Source organism: Rhodococcus erythropolis R138, from assembly GCF_000696675.2.
GTDB lineage: Bacteria > Actinomycetota > Actinomycetes > Mycobacteriales > Mycobacteriaceae > Rhodococcus_F > Rhodococcus_F erythropolis.
In genome coordinates this window covers 6,104,084-6,121,356 of record NZ_CP007255.1, presented here as the reverse complement: position 1 = coordinate 6,121,356, position 17,273 = coordinate 6,104,084, and the positions used below count along the sequence as shown (strand labels likewise).

Genomic DNA, 17,273 nt, shown 5'->3' with positions numbered 1-17,273 from the left:
ACAAATCGTGTCAGATCCCATTCTCACTGCTGCCGAGCGGGTTCGAGAGGACGGGCCAAGCGCTCCTCGCGCCGGCCGGGACCCCGTGAACTTGCCGATGATCCGCAACTGGGTCGAGGCGATCGGTGACGAGAACCCGATCTACGTCGACGAATCGGCCGCCCGCGCCGCCGGACACGACGGAATAGTCGCGCCGCCGGCGATGGCGCAGGTATGGACGATGCGCGGTCTGGGGGCAATTCGAGAAGCCGACGATCCGTTGGGCCGGATGACGGACATTCTCGACGAGGCCGGATTCACGTCCGTCGTCGCGACCAACTGCGATCAGATCTACCACCGCTATTTGAAGCCGGGTGAAGAAGTCACCATCTCTTCGGTGTTGGAAGACGTAGTGGGACCGAAGAAGACAGGTCTTGGTGAAGGGTGGTTCTTCACTACCCGCAGCTTCTGGCGGGTAGGCGAAGAACTGGTCTCGGAGATGATGTTCCGGATCTTGAAGTTCGCGCCGCCGGAAAGTGAGCGTCCCTCCACTGACGTACCTGCGGACCTGGACGCATCTCGGATGCTGCGCCCGACGGCGTCTCTCGACACACAGTTCTTCTGGGACGGTGTCGCCGCACACGAGTTGCGTATTCAACTGCGTGCGGATGGTTCGGTGCAGCACCCACCCGTGCCCGCGATCTGGAAGGACAAGTCGGAGCAGACCGACTACGTGGTCGCGTCAGGGCGGGGAACGGTCTTCAGTTTTGTCGTTCACCACGCGCCCAAGGTTCCTGGTCGGTCGTTGCCGTTCGTCGTTGCCCTGGTTGAACTGCCTGAGGGTGTGCGAATGCTCGGCGAATTGCGCGGCGTCGATCCCTCGAGTGTGTCGATCGGAATGGAGGTGGAGGCGATCTACCTCGACTTCCCCGGAGACGACGAGACCGGGGGAACTCCCTGGACTTTGTACGCCTGGCAGCCGGTTGGGGCTTCTGAGGTTTCGGCGGTTCCTGCGGTTTCAGCGGGGAAGGAGTGACGATGACTTTGACGACGGATATCACTGTAGGAGAGGTTCTTCCGCAGCTCTCGATTTACGGCGACCCGACCTTTGTGGTCTCGGCAGCGCTCGCTACCCGCGACTTTCAAGATGTTCACCACGACCGTGATCTCGCACAGAAACGCGGCTCGAAAGACATTTTTGTCAACATCCTCACGGACACCGGCCTGGTGCAGCGATTCGTGACCGACTGGGCAGGACCGCGGGCAGTACTCACGTCGATCAAGCTGCGCCTCGGGGTCCCGTGGTACGCCTACGACACTTTGACGCTCTCCGGCACGGTGACCTCCTACGACGAGGATCTCGTTTCGCTCGCGGTGGTCGGCAAGAACAGTCTGGGAGATCACATCACTGCGCAGGTCACACTGGCATTTCCGGCGTCGGGCTCGAATGGAGACATTGAAAACGGAGACATTGAATGAGCGCATTGTCCGGCAAGGCCGCGATCGTCGGAATCGGAGCCACGGATTTCTCGAAGGACTCCGGTCGCAGTGAACTGCGACTGGCCGCCGAGGCTGTTCAAGCCGCGTTGGACGACGCCGGTCTGACACCCGCCGACGTCGACGGTCTTACCTCGTTCACCATGGACACTAACACCGAAGTGGCAGTGGCTCGTTCGGTGGGTATCCCGAACCTCAAGTTCTTCAGTCGTATTCACTACGGTGGCGGTGCCGCTGCGGCGACGATTCAGCAAGCGGCCATGGCGGTTGCCACTGGCGTCGCAGACGTCGTCGTCGCTTACCGCGCGTTCAACGAGCGATCGGGTGCGCGTTTCGGGCAGGTGAACTCCGGCCTTGTTGCGCAGGTCAATTCGTCGGGAACGGACAACGCCTTTTCCTATCCTCACGGATTGGGTACTCCCGCATCGTTTGTCGCGATGGTCGCGCAGCGGTACATGCACGTATACGGAGCGTCCAGCGAGGACTTCGGTCGAATCGCCGTCGCGGACCGTAAGCATGCAGCCACCAATCCGAAGGCGTTCTTCTACGGAAAACCGATCACCCTCGAGGACCATCAGAACTCGCGATTCATCGCTGAACCTTTGCATCTCCTCGATTGCTGCCAGGAATCCGACGGCGGCATCGCCATCGTCGTCACCTCGGCAGAACGAGCCAAAGATCTGAAGAACACCCCTGCCGTTATCGCTGCCGCCGCACAGGGCAGCGGGGCAGATCAATACATCATGACCAGCTATTACCGCGACGGTTTGACCGGCCTACCGGAGATGGGCCTTGTCGGCGATCAACTCTGGTCACAAAGTGGGCTGCGCCCGTCGGACATGCAGACGGCGATCTTCTACGACCACTTCACGCCCTATGTTCTGATGCAGCTCGAGGAACTCGGTTTCTGCGGTAGGGGAGAGGCCAAGGACTTCATCGCCGGTGGCGCAATCGAACTCGGAGGCAAGCTTCCGATCAACACCCATGGTGGGCAGCTCGGCGAGGCATACATCCACGGGATGAACGGTATCGCCGAGGGAGTTCGGCAGATCCGCGGTACTTCGGTCAACCAGGTCGACTCCGTCGAGAATGTACTGGTGACTGCGGGAACGGGCGTTCCGACATCAGGGCTTGTTCTGACTCGCTGATCGTTGTGGGCACAGCTTCATCAAGCGTCATGGCCTGTTGGCACCGCATCGAGGTCTCCTTCGATGCGGTGCTGGGCCGTGTTCTGTTGTGCCCGAGGAGTACTACCTCAGGTTTTGAAGGTGGTGTTCGCCGGCCGGGGGTGCTGCCCGGGGTCGATCGAGGGTGGTGGGATGAACCAGGGTTTGTTGTCGACGCCGATGCGGATTTCCCATTTCCCGACGAACCCGGATTTGCGGTGCATCAGCCGGTGATGTGAACGGCACAGCAGGACAAGGTTGTTCATCACCGTCGGGCCACCGTTCGCCCAGTGCCGAATATGGTGCGCATCGGTCCACGCGGGCACGCATGTGCAGCCGGGGAAGGCGCAGCCTTTGTCTCTCGCGATCAACGCCACTCGCTGCTCCGCGGTGACCAACCGTTTCCCGGGTTTCGCATCGAGCGGCGCCCCGTGATCGTCGAGCAGCACGGTCGAGAGGAAACAATCACAACCGAGGAGTCTGGTCTGCGAGACGGACAGTGGTCCGAGCCAGGGCATGTGCCCGACATCGAGATCCGACACAGCCACTCCACCATCAGGAGCAGCGGGTGCGGCGGCGCAGTCCCGATGCTCCGCGAGATCGCGGGCGTTGATGTGCACGTTCACGTGCGGACGCTGACCACCATCGAAACCGGTCTTGGCGCAGTCCAAGTACCGGCGGATCAGTTCGGTGAACCCATCCGCAGTGCGTTTCGCTGCCGACCGAGCATCGGGGGTTCCATCCGGAGCGGGGGTGGGCATCGTCAGATTCGACAACGCCGACAACAACATTTCTCCGGTGAGGGCGTCGAAATCGCCGCGCACCACCACCCGACCGTTCAATGTCGACGCGATCCGCAACTCGTTCCGGTCGTTATCTTCGGCGGGTGGAATCTCATCGGATTCGAACACTCGCTCCAAGGTCGCGATCACGTTCCGCACCTTCGTGGTCGTGGCCTCCACCCCGGACGCGGCAGCCAACAACAGGTCGATGCACTTCGGTAGCGCTTCGTCCGGCATCCCCTTCGGTGGTGATTCGCAGAACGCCACGATCAACACGGCATGCTCGAACGAGCAGTCCCCGACATCGAACCGGGCAGTCACCGCCGGAAACGGTCGTAGCGCCGCACCCAACGCGGCGATCTTCTTCCCGTCCCGAACCTGCAGCATCGTGTTCGCCGCCAACCAGCACCCCACCCCGCGGCTCGCGATCACCTGATCATCCGGGCGCATCGAGAGTTCGTCCACCACCGCCACACGCACAGCCTCGAGCCGCAGAATCTCCGCACTCGCCGACACCGCAGCCGCACGCAACTCAGAAGCAGACAACTGCCACAGGCGTCCGCGCAACCCCACCGCAGAACCCGAAACCACGTCCGACAGATAGACACTCATTGAATCCCCCGATCCCCTACTCAGAGAATACTCGAACATGCGTTCGAGTCAAGGGGTGCTTTTGGGCTCGCTCTAGGATCGCTGGATGTTCATGTTGACTACGGAACGCCTTGTTCTTCGAGATTTCACTGCCGCGGATGAAGATGCCGTCCATCAGTACGCGTCCGACCCTGCCGTCTGTAGATATGTTGATTGGGGGCCGAACACCCCCGCGGTGACCAGGGCATTCCTGGCTGACGCGGCACTCGAAGCTGAGCTCGTCGAACGTCGCACGTTCACCCTGGCCATCACGTCGAAGGCTGATGGAACGGTCATCGGTTCCGTAGCTGTGTGGGAAGTATCCGCCGCGCACCGGCGGGCGGAACTCGGTTTTGTCGTGAACCCGAAGTCCCAAGGACGAGGTTATGCATCCGAGGCAGGGAGCGCGGTCCTGGGACTCGCCTTCGCTCGCCTTGGAGCACAGCGCGTGCAGGCAACGTGTCGTCCGGAGAACTCGGCGTCGGCGTCGGTGCTCACCAAAATCGGGATGGTGGAGGAGGGGCGGATGAGGGCGCACATGGTGATCCGGGGGACCGCGGTGGATTCGCTGCTTTTTGCTGCAACACGACCTGCCGCCGTACAGCCATAGACCGCGTCGGCTCACTTTCGTGACCTTCCCAGGCCCTGGTGCGATACTCGAACCATGTTCGAGGATGCCCTGCTCATCGACGCGGCCGGCCGGCCCACCATGCAGCATCACCAGGCCTTTTCTCGGGACTGGGACCGCATCAAGGAATGGTCCGACAACATCTACATGCCGTATACGGTCACGCCGATAGGAAGTCGGTTGAAGCCGGCTTCGGACATGTACTCGGCGGCGGTGGGCAAGATCGACGTCACCCGATTCTGCTACGGCATTCCGGTCTCTGTCGGTGAATGTTCTCCTGAGGCCGGAAACATTCTGGTTCTGACGACGATCAGAGGCAACGGCCGACATGCCCTTGGCCGGGGAGCTGCGGCAAATACTGCCGTGGGGGAGACTTTTGTCGCCGACTGTAGTCGGACCGACTATTTCGTCGAATTCGACGAGGATCATCTGCAGCTGAATCTCACTGTGCCGCATCAGCTTGTCGCCGACCACGCCCAGCAGTGGTACGGGGCGGTTCCCGACGATCGGCTGTGGCGGCACAAGTGCACCATCGGCGGGCGTGGCTCGAGTTGGCTCGCATTGATGGACTACGTCGTTTGCGCGATTGCAGAGTCGCCTGACGCGATGTCGAGTGAAAGGCTGGGCGCCAGGGTTCAAGAACTCATCACGGCTCAGCTTCTCGACGAGTGGGCGACGCAGGCCGGGATGCAACTCGGCGCCGACGTCGCCTCCGCCGAACCGGCATACGTGCGATCGGCGGAGGAGTACATCGATACCTTTGCGCGCTCGGTGCCGACGGCGTCCGAGATCGCCGCTGCGGTGGGTGTCAGTGTCCGGGCGCTCACTGCGGGATTTCGGCGGTACCGAGACACCACGCCGGGGCAACGATTGCGCGCGCGTCGACTGGAGGGGGTACGCAGCGAATTGTTGCGTTCCGAGGGGAGAACCGTCTCCGAAATCGCAAACGCCTGGGGCTACGTCAATCTGGGCATGTTTGCGGCCGCCTACCGGAAACGGTTCGGAGAGTTGCCTTCCGAGACTCGGAACCCACTCTGAGGACGGTTGTTTGAACGGTCATGACGATCGGTTTACGCACTCGATGAACTGCGATGATCCGTTGTTTCGTGTCGGAGCGTTCTGCAAGGATTGAAATCGAACGTGACAGCAATCCCACGAGCTAGGAGTACGTCATGGCAACTCGACTCAATCCGTACATCAGTTTCAACGGTAACGCGCGTGAAGCGTTGGAGTTCTACAAGGGCATTTTCGGTGGCACGCTGGCGCTGAGCACGTTCGGTGAATTCGGCAATCCCGGCGAAGGCGGGGACAAGATCATGCACGGAATGCTCGAAACCGATCAGGGATACACCCTGATGGGTGCTGACACTCCGCCAGGCATGCCGTACAACCCCGGCGACAACATCACGGTCAGCCTCAGCGGCGACGACGGCGATGTGCTGCGCGGGTACTGGGAGCAACTGTCGGGAACGGGTACCGTCAGCGTTCCGCTCGAGAAGCAGATGTGGGGCGACGAATTCGGCGCCTGTACAGACAAATTCGGTATTTCCTGGCTGGTGAATATCGGAGCGCCCCAGAGCTGACTCCAGACTCTGCCCGGTTCTGCCGAAACGAGACAGTTTTCCTGCCGTTTCGAGGCAGAGCCGGGTGTGTGATCGCCGTTACATTCTGTTCGACAAGACAAGTTGCAAGTCGGATGGAGAAATGCAGTGACGATCGAAGATATTGCGCGGAAGCCCCTTTCGAAGCAGCGCCTCGACGACGTGCTGGCGCGAGCAACTCAGGGGGCTGATCGCGTCCCGGGTGTTGTCGCGATGATCACGGATCGAGAAGGCAACATCTACGAGGGTGCTGCGGGCGAGCGGACTCTCGCTTCCGGCGTTCCGATGACCTTCGATACAACCTTTGCGCTCTTCTCCACCACCAAGGCGATCACCGGTACCGCTGTCTTGCAATGTGTGGAGGAGGGGTTGCTCGATCTCGATGCACCTGCAGCGACCTATGTTCCCGACATCGGTGAGCTGAAGGTCCTGGACGGTTTCGACGCCGGTGGAAACCCCGTTCTTCGGGAACCCAAGCGCGACATCACCACTCGCATGCTGCTCCTTCACACTGCAGGGTTCGGCTACGACTTCTTCAACGAGTCGTACAACCGGCTCTCGCAGGAACATGGGCAGCCCAGCGTGATCACGTGTAGCAAAGCGGCGCTCACGACACCGCTGCTCTTCGACCCGGGTGAGAAATGGGAGTACGGCACCAACATCGACTGGGCCGGACAGGTCGTCGAGTCGATTCGAGGTCAGCGACTCGGCGATGTCATGCGTGAGCGCATCTTCGAACCTCTCGAGATGGCCGATACGGCATTCACGATGAGCCCGTCGATGAAGGATCGACTTGCGCCGATCCATCAGCGTGATAGCGACGGAAGCCTCACTCCGCTCATCGGATTCGAGCTTCCGGCCGAACCCGAGGTGCACATGGGTGGTCACGGTTTGCACGGCACTGTCGGCGACTACATGAAGTTCATTCGTATGTGGCTCAACGACGGCGCGGGCACATCCGGTCGCGTGTTGTCGCCGGAGACGGTAGCTGCAGCCGTTCAGAACGGGCTCGAAGGCCAGCACGTGGGGTTGTTGCCCGGAGTTCTCCCGACGCTGTCCAACGATGCGGAATTCTTCCCCGGTGTACCCAAGGGATGGGCATACTCCTTCATGACAAATGAAGAGGTGGCACCCACCGGTAGGCCGGCCGGATCGCTGGCTTGGGCGGGTCTTGCCAACCTCTATTACTGGATCGACCGGCAGACCGGCGTCGGCGGGTTCTGGGCAACGCAGATTCTGCCGTTCGCGGACGCTGGATCCATCAACGGATACCTGGAATTCGAGACCGCCGTTTACCAGTGATCGGCTGGATTCCCGCTGTCCGGGATCGACTGTTTCTTTCGGGCGGGTTCGGAGTACGCATGCAGTACAGCGCACGCTTGCATACGACGAACTAGGAGACGGCATGAACAGCCTCGAAGGCAGCTTCGAAGGAAAAGTTGCACTGATCACCGGCGCCGCGCGCGGTCAGGGGCGCGCCCACGCTGTCGCATTCGCGGAGCGTGGCGCGGACATCGTGATCTGCGACCGGTGCGAGAACAGTGATGTCGTCGCCTACCCCCTCGCAAACGAGGAGGATCTGAAGGAAACCGTTCGTTTGGTGGAAGCCACCGGTCGTCGGTGCATTGCCGTCAAGGCGGACACTGCTGATCGCGACGCAATGGACGCGCTCGTTGCCCGCGCTGAAGCCGAGTTCGGCCGTGTCGACATCGCCGTCGCGAATGCCGGTGTGTCCGTGCCCGCTCCGATCACGTCGATGACGTCGGCACAGTGGAACGAAGTCATCTCGTCGAACCTGACCGGTGTGTTCAACACCGTTGCGGCCGTGTCAGGTGGAATGGCGGAACGTGGTTACGGTCGCATCATCACGATTTCCTCGATGATGGGTCGATCAGGTGGCACCCAGATGGCGGCGTACGGCGCCTCCAAATGGGGCGTCATCGGTTTGACGAAGAGTGTGTCGCTCGAACTGGCCAACTCGGGTGTGACCGTGAATGCTATTGCGCCGGGGAATATCTCGACGCCGATGATTCACAACGACATGATGTACGCAATGATGCGGCCTGACCTCGAATCGCCGACGGCAGACGACGTCGAACCCGTGTACGCGACTCTGCATGCGCAGCCGGTCGGTTGGCTGGATCCCTTCGAGATCACGCGAGTAGTCCTGTTCCTCGCCGCCGACGCGAGTGCCCACATGAGTGGCATCGTGGTTCCTGTCGACGCCGGAGTAGCCGCTCGCTCGAACGCTTGACGGACAAGACTGTTCGCGCGAAAGCGCGGACCGGGTGGGTCGTCGGCGTCCTGAGTCTGAGCGGTGTGGTGGTCGCGCTGCAACAGACCTTGGTGGTGCCGGTCCTGCCTGCGTTCGCGACGGCATCGGGAGTATCGTCGTCCACCGCTTCCTGGCTGGTGACCTCGACGTTGCTGACCGGTGCCGTCGCAACCCCTCTCATCGGCAGACTCGCCGACATGTTCGGCAAGCGCGCGATGATGCTCGTCTGTCTTGCCGTGATGATCGTCGGCTGCATGGTTGCTGCGCTCAGCCAGAGTTTCTGGTTACTGATCCTCGGGCGCTCGTTGCAGGGGTTCGCGACGGCACTTCTGCCCGTCGGAATCAGCATCATGCGCGATGTCCTTCCTCCGGAAAAGCTCAGTGGTGCAGTAGCTCTCATGAGTGCGACGTTGGGGATCGGTGGCATGTTCGGTATGCCGATGGCTGGGGTGATCTCGGCGCACTGGGGACTACCCGCGCTTTTCTGGGTCACCGGTGGATTCGGGGTAGTACTGATAGTCGTCTTGCCGCTGGTGGTGCCGGAATCGGCGGTGAAGAGTCGCGGACGCTTCGACTTTCTGGGGGCCACGGTCCTCACACTCGCTATGACTGCACTGCTGCTGGCCGTTTCGAAAGGAACCGAATGGGGCTGGGCAAGCCCCGAGGTTCTGGTTCTGATCGCGTCCGGCGTGGTCTTGCTCTGTGGATGGATTCCGTGGGAACTGCACACGCCGGCACCACTGGTCGATCTGCGGACTTCCCTTCGCGCTCCGATTCTGGTTTCGAACGTCTGCGCAGTATTACTCGGTTTTGCCATGTTCATCAGCGCGTTGGCGGCAACGCAGGAACTTCAGTTGCCCCTGGCGTCGGCGGACGGTCTCGGACTCTCGGCTGCCGAAGCCGGACTGGCGATGATGCCGGGCGGAGTCCTGATGATCGGATTGGCGCCGGTGTCGTCGAAAGTGACGAGGCGATGGGGAGCGAAGGCTACGTTGGCGTCGGGTGCGATCGTCATTGCAATCGGATATGTCTTGCGTGTGCTGTTGGCGCCGACGTTGGTCAATATCGTGATCGGCGCTGCCGTGGTATCGGCCGGTGTGGCATTTTCCCTGGCGGCCATGCCGACTCTGATCACCGAATCTGCGCCGATCCATCAGACTGCCTCGGCCAACGGATTCAACAGCCTGCTCCGTTCGGTCGGTACCTCCACCGGAAGCGCCGTTGCGGCAGCGGTATTGGCCAGTTCAACGGTGGTGATCGGTGCGAGCGCTGTGCCGACCCTGCATTCGTTCGCGGTTTTGTACTGGATCGGAGCGGGCGTATCAGCACTGGCCGCCGCTGTGACGTTGGCAGTGAAGGTGGAGCGGACGGGGGCGGTATCGCTGCCCGAGCTACCAATTGCAGCCGAAACCGATGGCGCAACGAAGATCGGGTGAGTCGACGGACACACCCGATCTTCGTCGTCACCGTTATCTTCGACTGGAATCAACCAGGTACTCGAGATTCTGGTTGTACGGGGTTGCCGTTACGGCAGCGTGCGAACTCACCCGGGACACCTCGGTAGTGCCGCGAACGACAGAAGCCTTGATGGAACCTACTTTCAACGGGGCGATGCAGCTGCTCATCCCGGCCGGGGCATTGCAGGTAGTTGTCGTGGTTCCCACCGTCACTTTGACGACCGCCGGCGCCGTCAAGAAGGAAAGGACTTCGACGGTATCGCGAGCGGGGGATGACCATTGGCGCAGTGTCATAGGGGCAGCAGAGCGATTGACGGGGACCGCGGAGGCCGACTGATTGCGGTAGATGAGATACGCGGTGTCGCGAACAATCGCGGGTGAGGCGCCGGTGCGAAAGCTGTACAACCCGTAGGAACTCATGTCGAGCAACGCACGCCCATGGCCGACGCTGGGCGCGAACGACGTTCCCTCGCTGTAGTCGTTCCAGGTGACGAGCTGTACCCATTCGCTGTTGGACGCAATCGCAATCTGCCACATGTTCTGCAGATTCTGTGAATTCTGTGCCTCGTCGTAGATCGACTGACTTGGACGAACATCTTGGAAGGCGACTGGTTGCATCCATATCTTTCCCAAGGAGTGAGCGGCAGCGGCAAGTCCCATCGGAGAGTTCGGGTTCGATCCCGAGAGCGGATTTCCTGCCGGATTTCGATTACCCCAATTCGACATCCCGTAGCTGATCGATGCAAAAGAATTCCGGTTGGCTGCAGCGTCGAGGAAAACCGGAACAAATGCCACATTTATGCCGTAAGAATTCTTCATAAGAGTGATGAACTCCGACCACCAGCCCGCTGTCTTGTTTTCGGCAAGGAATGGAGATATCACGAGCCGTCCGTCGTTCAATTTGAACGATGATGCCATGGTCGAATACGGTTTCATCTCTGCTGCCATTTGAGCTGCGGTCATGTTTTTGAACGCGCCGTTCATATCAGGCATGAGCATGATCTTGAAATTCGGATCGACTGCTGCGGCCGCTTTGATCAGGGCGGTGGGCACGGTGGAACCCCACCAACTGGTGTCGGTTGCCTTGGCGATGATGTCGACGGAGAATCCGTCGATGCCCGCGGCGATTGCCGAACGAACTTCGTTTTCGAGGTCGCGTTGGCGCCACTGCGTATCGGCGATGGGTTGCCGCGGTGTCGGCCGATCGCGGAGGAATCCCCCGTAGCGAACGTGTTTGTTGTTCTCGCCGTTGACCGTAAGATATTGTGTCGCATAGTAATCGCCAGACGGATTCGCATTGTCGATCGAAACCGGATAGGGCGGGAAGTAGTGAGCGAAAACCAACTTTCCGTTCAGTGCTGACTTGGGTGGAATGTCGAATGGCAGCGCTGCAGATTCAGGATTCGCCGAGAACGAGGTAAGCGTGTACGTCGGCGCGGAGCGCGGTTGTGTGTTGTACGCGGCGATCAGTGCGGCCGCGACAATCACGGCCAGGGTGAAGCAGATGGTCTCGAAGGAATATTTCGCCGTTTTTCGGATCCACGGAGTTCGGATGTATCGAGTTCTGATACTCATGGCACAGTCAGCCTTTCTCGATCCCCCGAAGTGTGAGTCTTCCCCGCGTGCACTGAATCGGTGATTCAATTCTTTTCGGCCTCTGTCTGATTTGTAATTCGAGATTCGACACCATAAGTCAACCGTCACCGGCCCGAGTGTCACTTGCTGTACGAGTGTAACGCTGCCGCGTTCATCATGAATACCTGAAAGCGGTCTTTGTTCAAGAATTTCGGGTTTTTCTTTCCGGTATATATCCGTCGAAAGGTCGGTGAAATTTATCGGCTGTATTGGACAGGACTGGGACGTGTGGTCTGTTCCGTACCTCGTGGCCGAAAGGCACCGGCGAAACCAGGGAGGTGATTGCAGCCGGACAACTGACGAAATTTCCTGGAATGTGTCGGCCTCCTGGGTCACACTGGGGAACGGACTACCGACGGATTACCGATGCGGGAGGGCTCATGACCGAAGCGATTGTGGCCGAGGGGCTGGTCAAGAAGTACGGCGACGTCACGGCATTGGACGGCATCGACCTGGAAGTGCGCGAGGGTTCGGTGATGGCCCTGTTGGGCCCCAACGGCGCCGGAAAAACCACTGCGGTAAGGATATTCACGACGCTGCTCATTCCGGACGGTGGACGCGCCAAGGTTGCCGGGCTGGACGTGGTCGAGGATGCGCGGGCGTTGCGATCCAAGATCGGTGCTTCGGGTCAGTATGCCGCGGTCGACGAGTACCTGACGGGCTATGAGAACTTGGACATGGTCGGGAGGCTGTATCACCTCGGCGCCCGAAGCAGTAAGGCCCGAGCGCGTGAATTGCTCGAGCAGTTCGATCTCGTCGAGGCTGGAGATCGGCCGGTCAAGGGCTATTCCGGCGGAATGCGGCGACGTCTCGATCTGGCCGGCGCATTGGTTGCTCGGCCGCAGGTGTTGTTTCTGGACGAGCCGACCACCGGCCTCGATCCTCGTGCGCGACTCGGCCTCTGGGATGTCATCGAAGGGTTGGTGGCGCAGGGGACAACACTGTTGCTCACGACGCAATACATGGAGGAAGCCGAGAGGTTGGCCGACCAGATCGCCGTCATCGACCGCGGCTCGGTCATCGCGCGCGGTACTGCAGATCAGCTGAAGGCTCGGGTCGGGGGTGAGCGCATCGAACTGAGTGTGCACGAGGTCGAGCATCTCGACATCGTCCGCGAGGAATTGCGCTCGCTTGCCGTGGGGGACATTCAGGTTCAAGAGAATGTCCGTCGCGTCACCGTTCCTGTCGACGACGGCACCGATGCGTTGGTCGCAGCGTTGAATCTCCTGTCGGCACGAGGCATCCGGGTGTTCGACGTCGGTCTGCGCCGGCCCACTCTCGACGATGTCTTTCTCACACTGACCGGGCACCAGGCTGAACTGGAGGATCAGAAATGACCGTGCAGATGGCGCTCGAAGACGGTTTGACCATCGCCAGGCGAAACTTGATCAAGATCAAACGCGTTCCGGATCTGCTGGTGTTCACCACTTTGTCGCCGATCATGTTCGTGCTCTTGTTCGCATACGTGTTCGGCAGCGCGATCTCCGTCCCGGGCACGTCGTATCGAGAGTTCCTGATCGCCGGAATCTTCACGCAGACGGTCATATTCGGTGCAACCTGGACTGGTTTGGGGATGGTCGAAGACATTCAGAAAGGAATCATCGACAGATTTCGATCGCTGCCCATGGCCCCGTCTGCCGTGCTGACCGGCCGAACATCGAGTGACGTGTTGATCAACGTCATCAGCTTGGTGGTCATGTCGTTGACCGGTCTTCTGGTGGGGTGGCGCATCCATTCCAGCTTCCTCGAGGCGGTGGCCGGGTATGCGCTGCTTCTGTTCTTCGCATACGCATTGTCATGGGTCATGGCTGTTGTCGGGCTTTGGATCCGCACGCCGGAAGTGTTCAACAACGCGAGTTTCATCGTCATCTTTCCGCTGTCGTTCATCGCGAACACTTTTGTCGAGACCACCAATCTTCCCGGCCCGCTCAAAGTGATCGCCGAGTGGAATCCTGTGTCGGCGGTGACTCAGGCGGTGCGTGAACTGTTCGGCAATACCAATCCTGCGATGACGGTTCCGGATGCGTGGCCACTGCAGAATCCGGTCATCGCGTCGCTGTTGTGGACTTTCGGTTTGCTGATCGTCTTCGTGCCGTTCGCTATTCGCCGGTATCAGAAGGCAGTCAGCCGCTGACCTGGTGATTCCGGCCGGTAGGGTGGGTATGTGCCGGAGCCCGAACGCATCGACAAACGCAGCCTGAGATACGCCGGGCGACGTGAGGAGTTGCTCGACGCGCTGACCCGCTACGTCATCGACAACGGTGTCGGGGAACTGACGGTGAGGCAGCTCGCCAAGGCCGTAGGTGTGTCGCATGCGTCGTTGCTCAACCATTTCGAGAGCAAGGAGAACCTGCTCTCCGAGGTCATCGAGAACATGCGTGGTGAGTCCATTCCGATTGCGGTTCCGATGAAACCGGGGGTCGATCCGGCGACAGTGCTGACCGCGTGGTGGACCGAACGTACGACGCCGGAGGTCCTGCCGCGGTTCCGAGTGATGGTCGAGATTTACGCCCTCGCGCTCGGCGACCGCGAACGCTACGGACGGTTCCTGGACCGTTTTGTAGGCGATTGGATCGAGGCACTGGAAGCCGGTCTACGACAAGCGGGTTGCCCCGAGGACGATGTTGCCTCTGTCGCTACTCTGTTGCTCTCGCAAATGCGGGGTCTGTCGATGGATCTTCTGGCCACTGGGGACCGGGCCCGCGTCGATCGTGCGTTCGGGCTTTTTGTCGACGGCTTTGCCGCCCGCGCTCGGGAGTGGTCCACGCCAGGATCCGATCGCCTTCAACACTGACCGATCACCACGGTCGAGGCGGTCTCACTGTAGGTTGCCACTCGAGTGAGAAAACCTCCCCGAGTGAATGTTTCAACAGTCATTTCGACCTGCTCCGTACTCGTCTCGACGAGAAGACAGCCACCCGGTCGTAGCCACGGCGCAGCGTCCGCGATGATGCGTCGCTGCAGGTCCAGTCCGTCGGTGCCGCCGTCCAACGAGACCAGCGGTTCGTGAAGACGGGCTTCGGGCGGCATCAGCCTGATCGAATCGGTGGGGACGTAAGGTGCATTGGCAACGACCACATCCACGCGACCGAGTAATTCCGTCGGCAGTGGTTCGAAGAGATCGCCTTCGAGTACGCGCTCGGGCGGTGTGATGTTTCGGCGAGCGCACCGCACCGCGGCTGGTTCCACATCTACCGCGTACAAATCGATGGCATCGAGCGTCGACTGCAGGACAGTACCGACAGCTCCTGAGCCACAACACATGTCGACGACGACGCTTCCCGAGTCGACGAGTGAGCAGGCCTGCCGGGCGAGGAACTCGGTGCGCCGGCGTGGGACGAAGACTCCAGAGTCGATGTGAATGCGCAAGCCGCAGAACTCGACCCATCCGAGGACAGGTTCGAGTGGTTCGCCCGCAACTCGTCGGTCGACCATCGCGTCGAGTTCATCGAGAGAGCGTGCGGTGTGAAGAAGTAGGCGAGCCTCGTCTTCGGCGAATACGCAACCTGCTGCTCGGAGAATCTCGGCCACCGACTTCTGCTGCGAAGCAGGGAAGGTCGGGAGATCAGGTGCTGACATGAGAGAGCCTTTCGGCCTCCTGATCTCGCTGGGACCTGCACGTATCGAACACCGCCACCCTACCCGAGCAGGCGTGTCACGACGGTAGATGCGGAGCGGGAATCTAGGTTGACCAATTGGTAAGGCTGTTCTATGGTCTGAACTCGATCGGCTGATGTGGGACCGATCACCACATATGCACCGTCACCGCAATCGTAGGAGAAGTACGTGAGTAAGCGACTGGGTAGGACGCTCGTCGGGCTGAGCGCGAGTGCATTGGTGGCGTTGACAGTTGCGGCGCCGGCTGGAGCGGAACCGAATGATGCTCCGGGTGCTGTCGTGAGTCGGGAGTTACTCGGTCCCGATCGGGTGATCCCGGGTGCCGTGAGCGCAACAAAGGTGACGTACTGGTCGACGGGCCCGAAGGATGCGCCGATGACGAGTACCGGTGTGGTGTATCGCCCAGAGGGATCTCCGCCCGAGGGTGGTTGGCCGGTCATCTCCTATGCGCACGGAACGGTGGGTGTCGCGGATCAGTGTGCGCTGAGCAGCAGTGTTCCACTCGAACGGACCGCGACACATCTGGGTCACTGGCTGGAGCAGGGATACGCGGTGGTGACGACCGACTACGTGGGGCTCGGAACACCTGGTGTTCACCCGTATCTCGACGGTCGTTCCGCTGCACACAGCGTTGTGGACATGGTGCGCGCCGCTCGTGCGGTCGACGACGACCTGTCGAGCGAATGGGTTGCGATGGGACAGTCGCAGGGCGGGCAGGCGACTATGTTCACCGCTTCGCTTGCCACTGATTACGCGCCGGAGTTGGACTACCGCGGCGCTGTCGCCACTGGTGTCCCCTCGAACATCGAAAATCTTCTACCGCTCGGTGGTCCGGCTTTCCCGGCGCTTCCGCTCAAGGGTACGACGGTCTACATCGCGAACGTTCTTGACGGACTGCGTGCTTCGCGGCCGGACATCGACATCGACTCGTATCTGACCCCGCTCGGCAAGACCATCCTCGACGACGTCGAGAACAACATGTGCTACACCGAGGCGCGCACGAAGTACGGAACCGTCACACTCGGGCAGGTGCTGACGAAGTCGCTGGACAATCCAGTATTCATGGAGGCTGCGCGTGAACTGCTCACTGTGCCGACCGCAGGATACGACCGCCCGTTCTTCATTGGTCAGGGGTTGTCGGACATCGATGTTCCGGCACCGCTGACACTGAAGTTCGCGGCTGATCTCGCTGCAAACGGTGTGGACTTTGCATTCCGTACCTATCCCACTGATCATCTGGGGACCGTCCCGGCTTCGGTTCCAGACAGCACTCCCTTTGTCGCGGCGCTGTTCTCTGGTCGACAACCCTGTACCGGAAGCCTCTGCTGACCAAGGTTTTTCAGATGACCCCCACTCCGCGAAGGTAGATGTCGATCGGGATCCGAAGTTGCCGAACGGTCTCGCTGGAGTGAGGGTCCCGGCTACGTGATCCCAGGCAAGAGTCGAAGATCAAGCCCTCCAGCAGGCTCAGGAAATTTGCGGCGGAGACGTCAGGGTCGTCAACGCCAACGGTTTCGAAGACGGGTCTTGCCTTCTCCAGCGAAAACAGACTGCCTTCGAGGAGTTGGTGCAATGCCGAATCTCGGGGAGTTTCCACGAGTAGTGCATAGCGCGCGATCAATTCGTGTCTGCGGTGCGAGAGAAGATCGTCGAGATACTCGGCCGTCAGGGCAGCAGGATCGCTGGGCCTCTCGCGGAGTTCGTCGAATATCGAACGTGACCGGTGCACGATGTGCAATGCGGTTGCCTCGAGAAGTGCCTCGCGAGTGCGGAAATAGTACGACGTCGAACCGGCAGGAAGTTCCAGGGACTGATCAACCGCCCGATGGGTGAGTGCACGCGGGCCCTGCTCGGCGATGATCGTGACGGCGGATGCCGCAATGAGGGCTCTGCGATCGGGCTTCATGTCGTTCCTTGCTGTCGATGTTGCATGCTGCCGGAGTTGCATGCTGCAGATGGTGCGTCGTGAGGGTCACATTGACTCGATTTGCCTTCGGTCACTAGC

At 60.6% G+C, this 17,273-nt stretch carries 17 protein-coding genes; 13 read left to right on the top strand and 4 right to left on the bottom strand.

The window, feature by feature from the left end; genetic code table 11:
* The first annotated feature begins 4 nt into the window (after positions 1 to 4).
* Genes H351_RS28070 through H351_RS28060 form a run of 3 tightly spaced genes read left to right on the top strand, consistent with a single transcriptional unit; the run spans position 5 to position 2,624 of the window.
* Positions 5 to 1,015 (top strand): bifunctional MaoC family dehydratase N-terminal/OB-fold nucleic acid binding domain-containing protein, encoded by a 1,011-nt coding sequence (locus tag H351_RS28070; protein WP_024487736.1) that lies wholly within the window; start codon positions 5 to 7, stop codon positions 1,013 to 1,015.
* 2 nt (positions 1,016 to 1,017) lie between these two features.
* Positions 1,018 to 1,458 carry a MaoC family dehydratase gene (locus H351_RS28065; RefSeq protein WP_020968404.1) on the top strand — a complete coding sequence of 147 codons (441 nt, stop codon included), beginning with the start codon at positions 1,018 to 1,020 and terminating at the stop codon, positions 1,456 to 1,458.
* The gene (locus tag H351_RS28060) at positions 1,455 to 2,624 is read left to right on the top strand and encodes a lipid-transfer protein (protein ID WP_003945661.1); all 1,170 of its coding nucleotides are present in this window, start codon (positions 1,455 to 1,457) and stop codon (positions 2,622 to 2,624) included. Before H351_RS28065 ends, H351_RS28060 begins: the two co-directional genes overlap by 4 nt.
* Before the next feature lie 107 nt (positions 2,625 to 2,731).
* Here H351_RS28060 and H351_RS28055 read toward each other — a convergent pair whose 3' ends face one another.
* On the bottom strand, positions 2,732 to 4,036 hold the full coding sequence (locus tag H351_RS28055) for an HNH endonuclease signature motif containing protein (protein WP_029254443.1): 1,305 nt from the start codon (positions 4,034 to 4,036) through the stop codon (positions 2,732 to 2,734).
* A gap of 85 nt (positions 4,037 to 4,121) precedes the next feature.
* Between H351_RS28055 and H351_RS28050 the strand changes: the two genes are divergently transcribed.
* The 6 genes from H351_RS28050 to H351_RS28025 all read left to right on the top strand — a co-directional run bounded on the left by H351_RS28050 (position 4,122) and on the right by H351_RS28025 (position 9,994).
* Positions 4,122 to 4,664, top strand: coding sequence for a GNAT family N-acetyltransferase (locus H351_RS28050; protein ID WP_029254444.1), 543 nt, complete (start codon positions 4,122 to 4,124; stop codon positions 4,662 to 4,664).
* 54 nt (positions 4,665 to 4,718) lie between these two features.
* Positions 4,719 to 5,720 carry an AraC family transcriptional regulator gene (locus H351_RS28045; protein WP_029254445.1) on the top strand — a complete coding sequence of 334 codons (1,002 nt, stop codon included), beginning with the start codon at positions 4,719 to 4,721 and terminating at the stop codon, positions 5,718 to 5,720.
* 134 nt (positions 5,721 to 5,854) lie between these two features.
* Positions 5,855 to 6,265: a VOC family protein gene (locus H351_RS28040; protein WP_003945857.1), complete on the top strand. Its 411-nt coding sequence runs from the start codon at positions 5,855 to 5,857 to the stop codon at positions 6,263 to 6,265.
* A 126-nt stretch (positions 6,266 to 6,391) separates the two neighbouring features.
* On the top strand, positions 6,392 to 7,585 hold the full coding sequence (acmB, locus tag H351_RS28035; protein ID WP_037119184.1) for a methyl acetate hydrolase AcmB: 1,194 nt from the start codon (positions 6,392 to 6,394) through the stop codon (positions 7,583 to 7,585).
* Positions 7,586 to 7,688: 103 nt separating this feature from the next.
* On the top strand, positions 7,689 to 8,537 hold the full coding sequence (locus tag H351_RS28030; protein WP_003945658.1) for a mycofactocin-coupled SDR family oxidoreductase: 849 nt from the start codon (positions 7,689 to 7,691) through the stop codon (positions 8,535 to 8,537).
* Positions 8,534 to 9,994 (top strand): MFS transporter, encoded by a 1,461-nt coding sequence (locus H351_RS28025; protein ID WP_021342838.1) that lies wholly within the window; start codon positions 8,534 to 8,536, stop codon positions 9,992 to 9,994. The genes H351_RS28030 and H351_RS28025 overlap by 4 nt, the downstream gene beginning before the upstream one ends.
* A gap of 33 nt (positions 9,995 to 10,027) precedes the next feature.
* Here H351_RS28025 and H351_RS28020 read toward each other — a convergent pair whose 3' ends face one another.
* Positions 10,028 to 11,986, bottom strand: a complete 1,959-nt coding sequence (locus H351_RS28020; protein ID WP_244891408.1) for a glycoside hydrolase family 71 protein — start codon at positions 11,984 to 11,986, stop codon at positions 10,028 to 10,030.
* 44 nt (positions 11,987 to 12,030) lie between these two features.
* Between H351_RS28020 and H351_RS28015 the strand changes: the two genes are divergently transcribed.
* Genes H351_RS28015 through H351_RS28005 form a run of 3 tightly spaced genes read left to right on the top strand, consistent with a single transcriptional unit; the run spans position 12,031 to position 14,444 of the window.
* Entirely contained in the window at positions 12,031 to 12,987 is a 957-nt protein-coding gene (locus H351_RS28015) for a daunorubicin resistance protein DrrA family ABC transporter ATP-binding protein (protein ID WP_003945489.1), read from the top strand.
* A complete protein-coding gene (locus H351_RS28010) occupies positions 12,984 to 13,784 on the top strand; it encodes an ABC transporter permease (RefSeq protein WP_003945537.1) in 801 nt (266 codons plus the stop codon). The genes H351_RS28015 and H351_RS28010 overlap by 4 nt, the downstream gene beginning before the upstream one ends.
* A 30-nt stretch (positions 13,785 to 13,814) precedes the next feature.
* Positions 13,815 to 14,444: a TetR/AcrR family transcriptional regulator gene (locus H351_RS28005; protein ID WP_019746866.1), complete on the top strand. Its 630-nt coding sequence runs from the start codon at positions 13,815 to 13,817 to the stop codon at positions 14,442 to 14,444.
* Here H351_RS28005 and H351_RS28000 read toward each other — a convergent pair.
* A complete protein-coding gene (locus H351_RS28000) occupies positions 14,435 to 15,229 on the bottom strand; it encodes a putative protein N(5)-glutamine methyltransferase (protein WP_029254447.1) in 795 nt (264 codons plus the stop codon). The two genes, H351_RS28005 and H351_RS28000, sit on opposite strands and share 10 nt — an antisense overlap.
* 207 nt (positions 15,230 to 15,436) lie before the next feature.
* Between H351_RS28000 and H351_RS27995 the strand changes: the two genes are divergently transcribed.
* Positions 15,437 to 16,597 carry a lipase family protein gene (locus H351_RS27995; RefSeq protein ID WP_029254448.1) on the top strand — a complete coding sequence of 387 codons (1,161 nt, stop codon included), beginning with the start codon at positions 15,437 to 15,439 and terminating at the stop codon, positions 16,595 to 16,597.
* 10 nt (positions 16,598 to 16,607) lie between these two features.
* Here the strand turns inward: H351_RS27995 and H351_RS27990 are convergent, their stop codons facing one another.
* The gene (locus tag H351_RS27990; RefSeq protein WP_029254449.1) at positions 16,608 to 17,174 is read right to left on the bottom strand and encodes a TetR/AcrR family transcriptional regulator; all 567 of its coding nucleotides are present in this window, start codon (positions 17,172 to 17,174) and stop codon (positions 16,608 to 16,610) included.
* Positions 17,175 to 17,273: the final 99 nt, after the last annotated feature.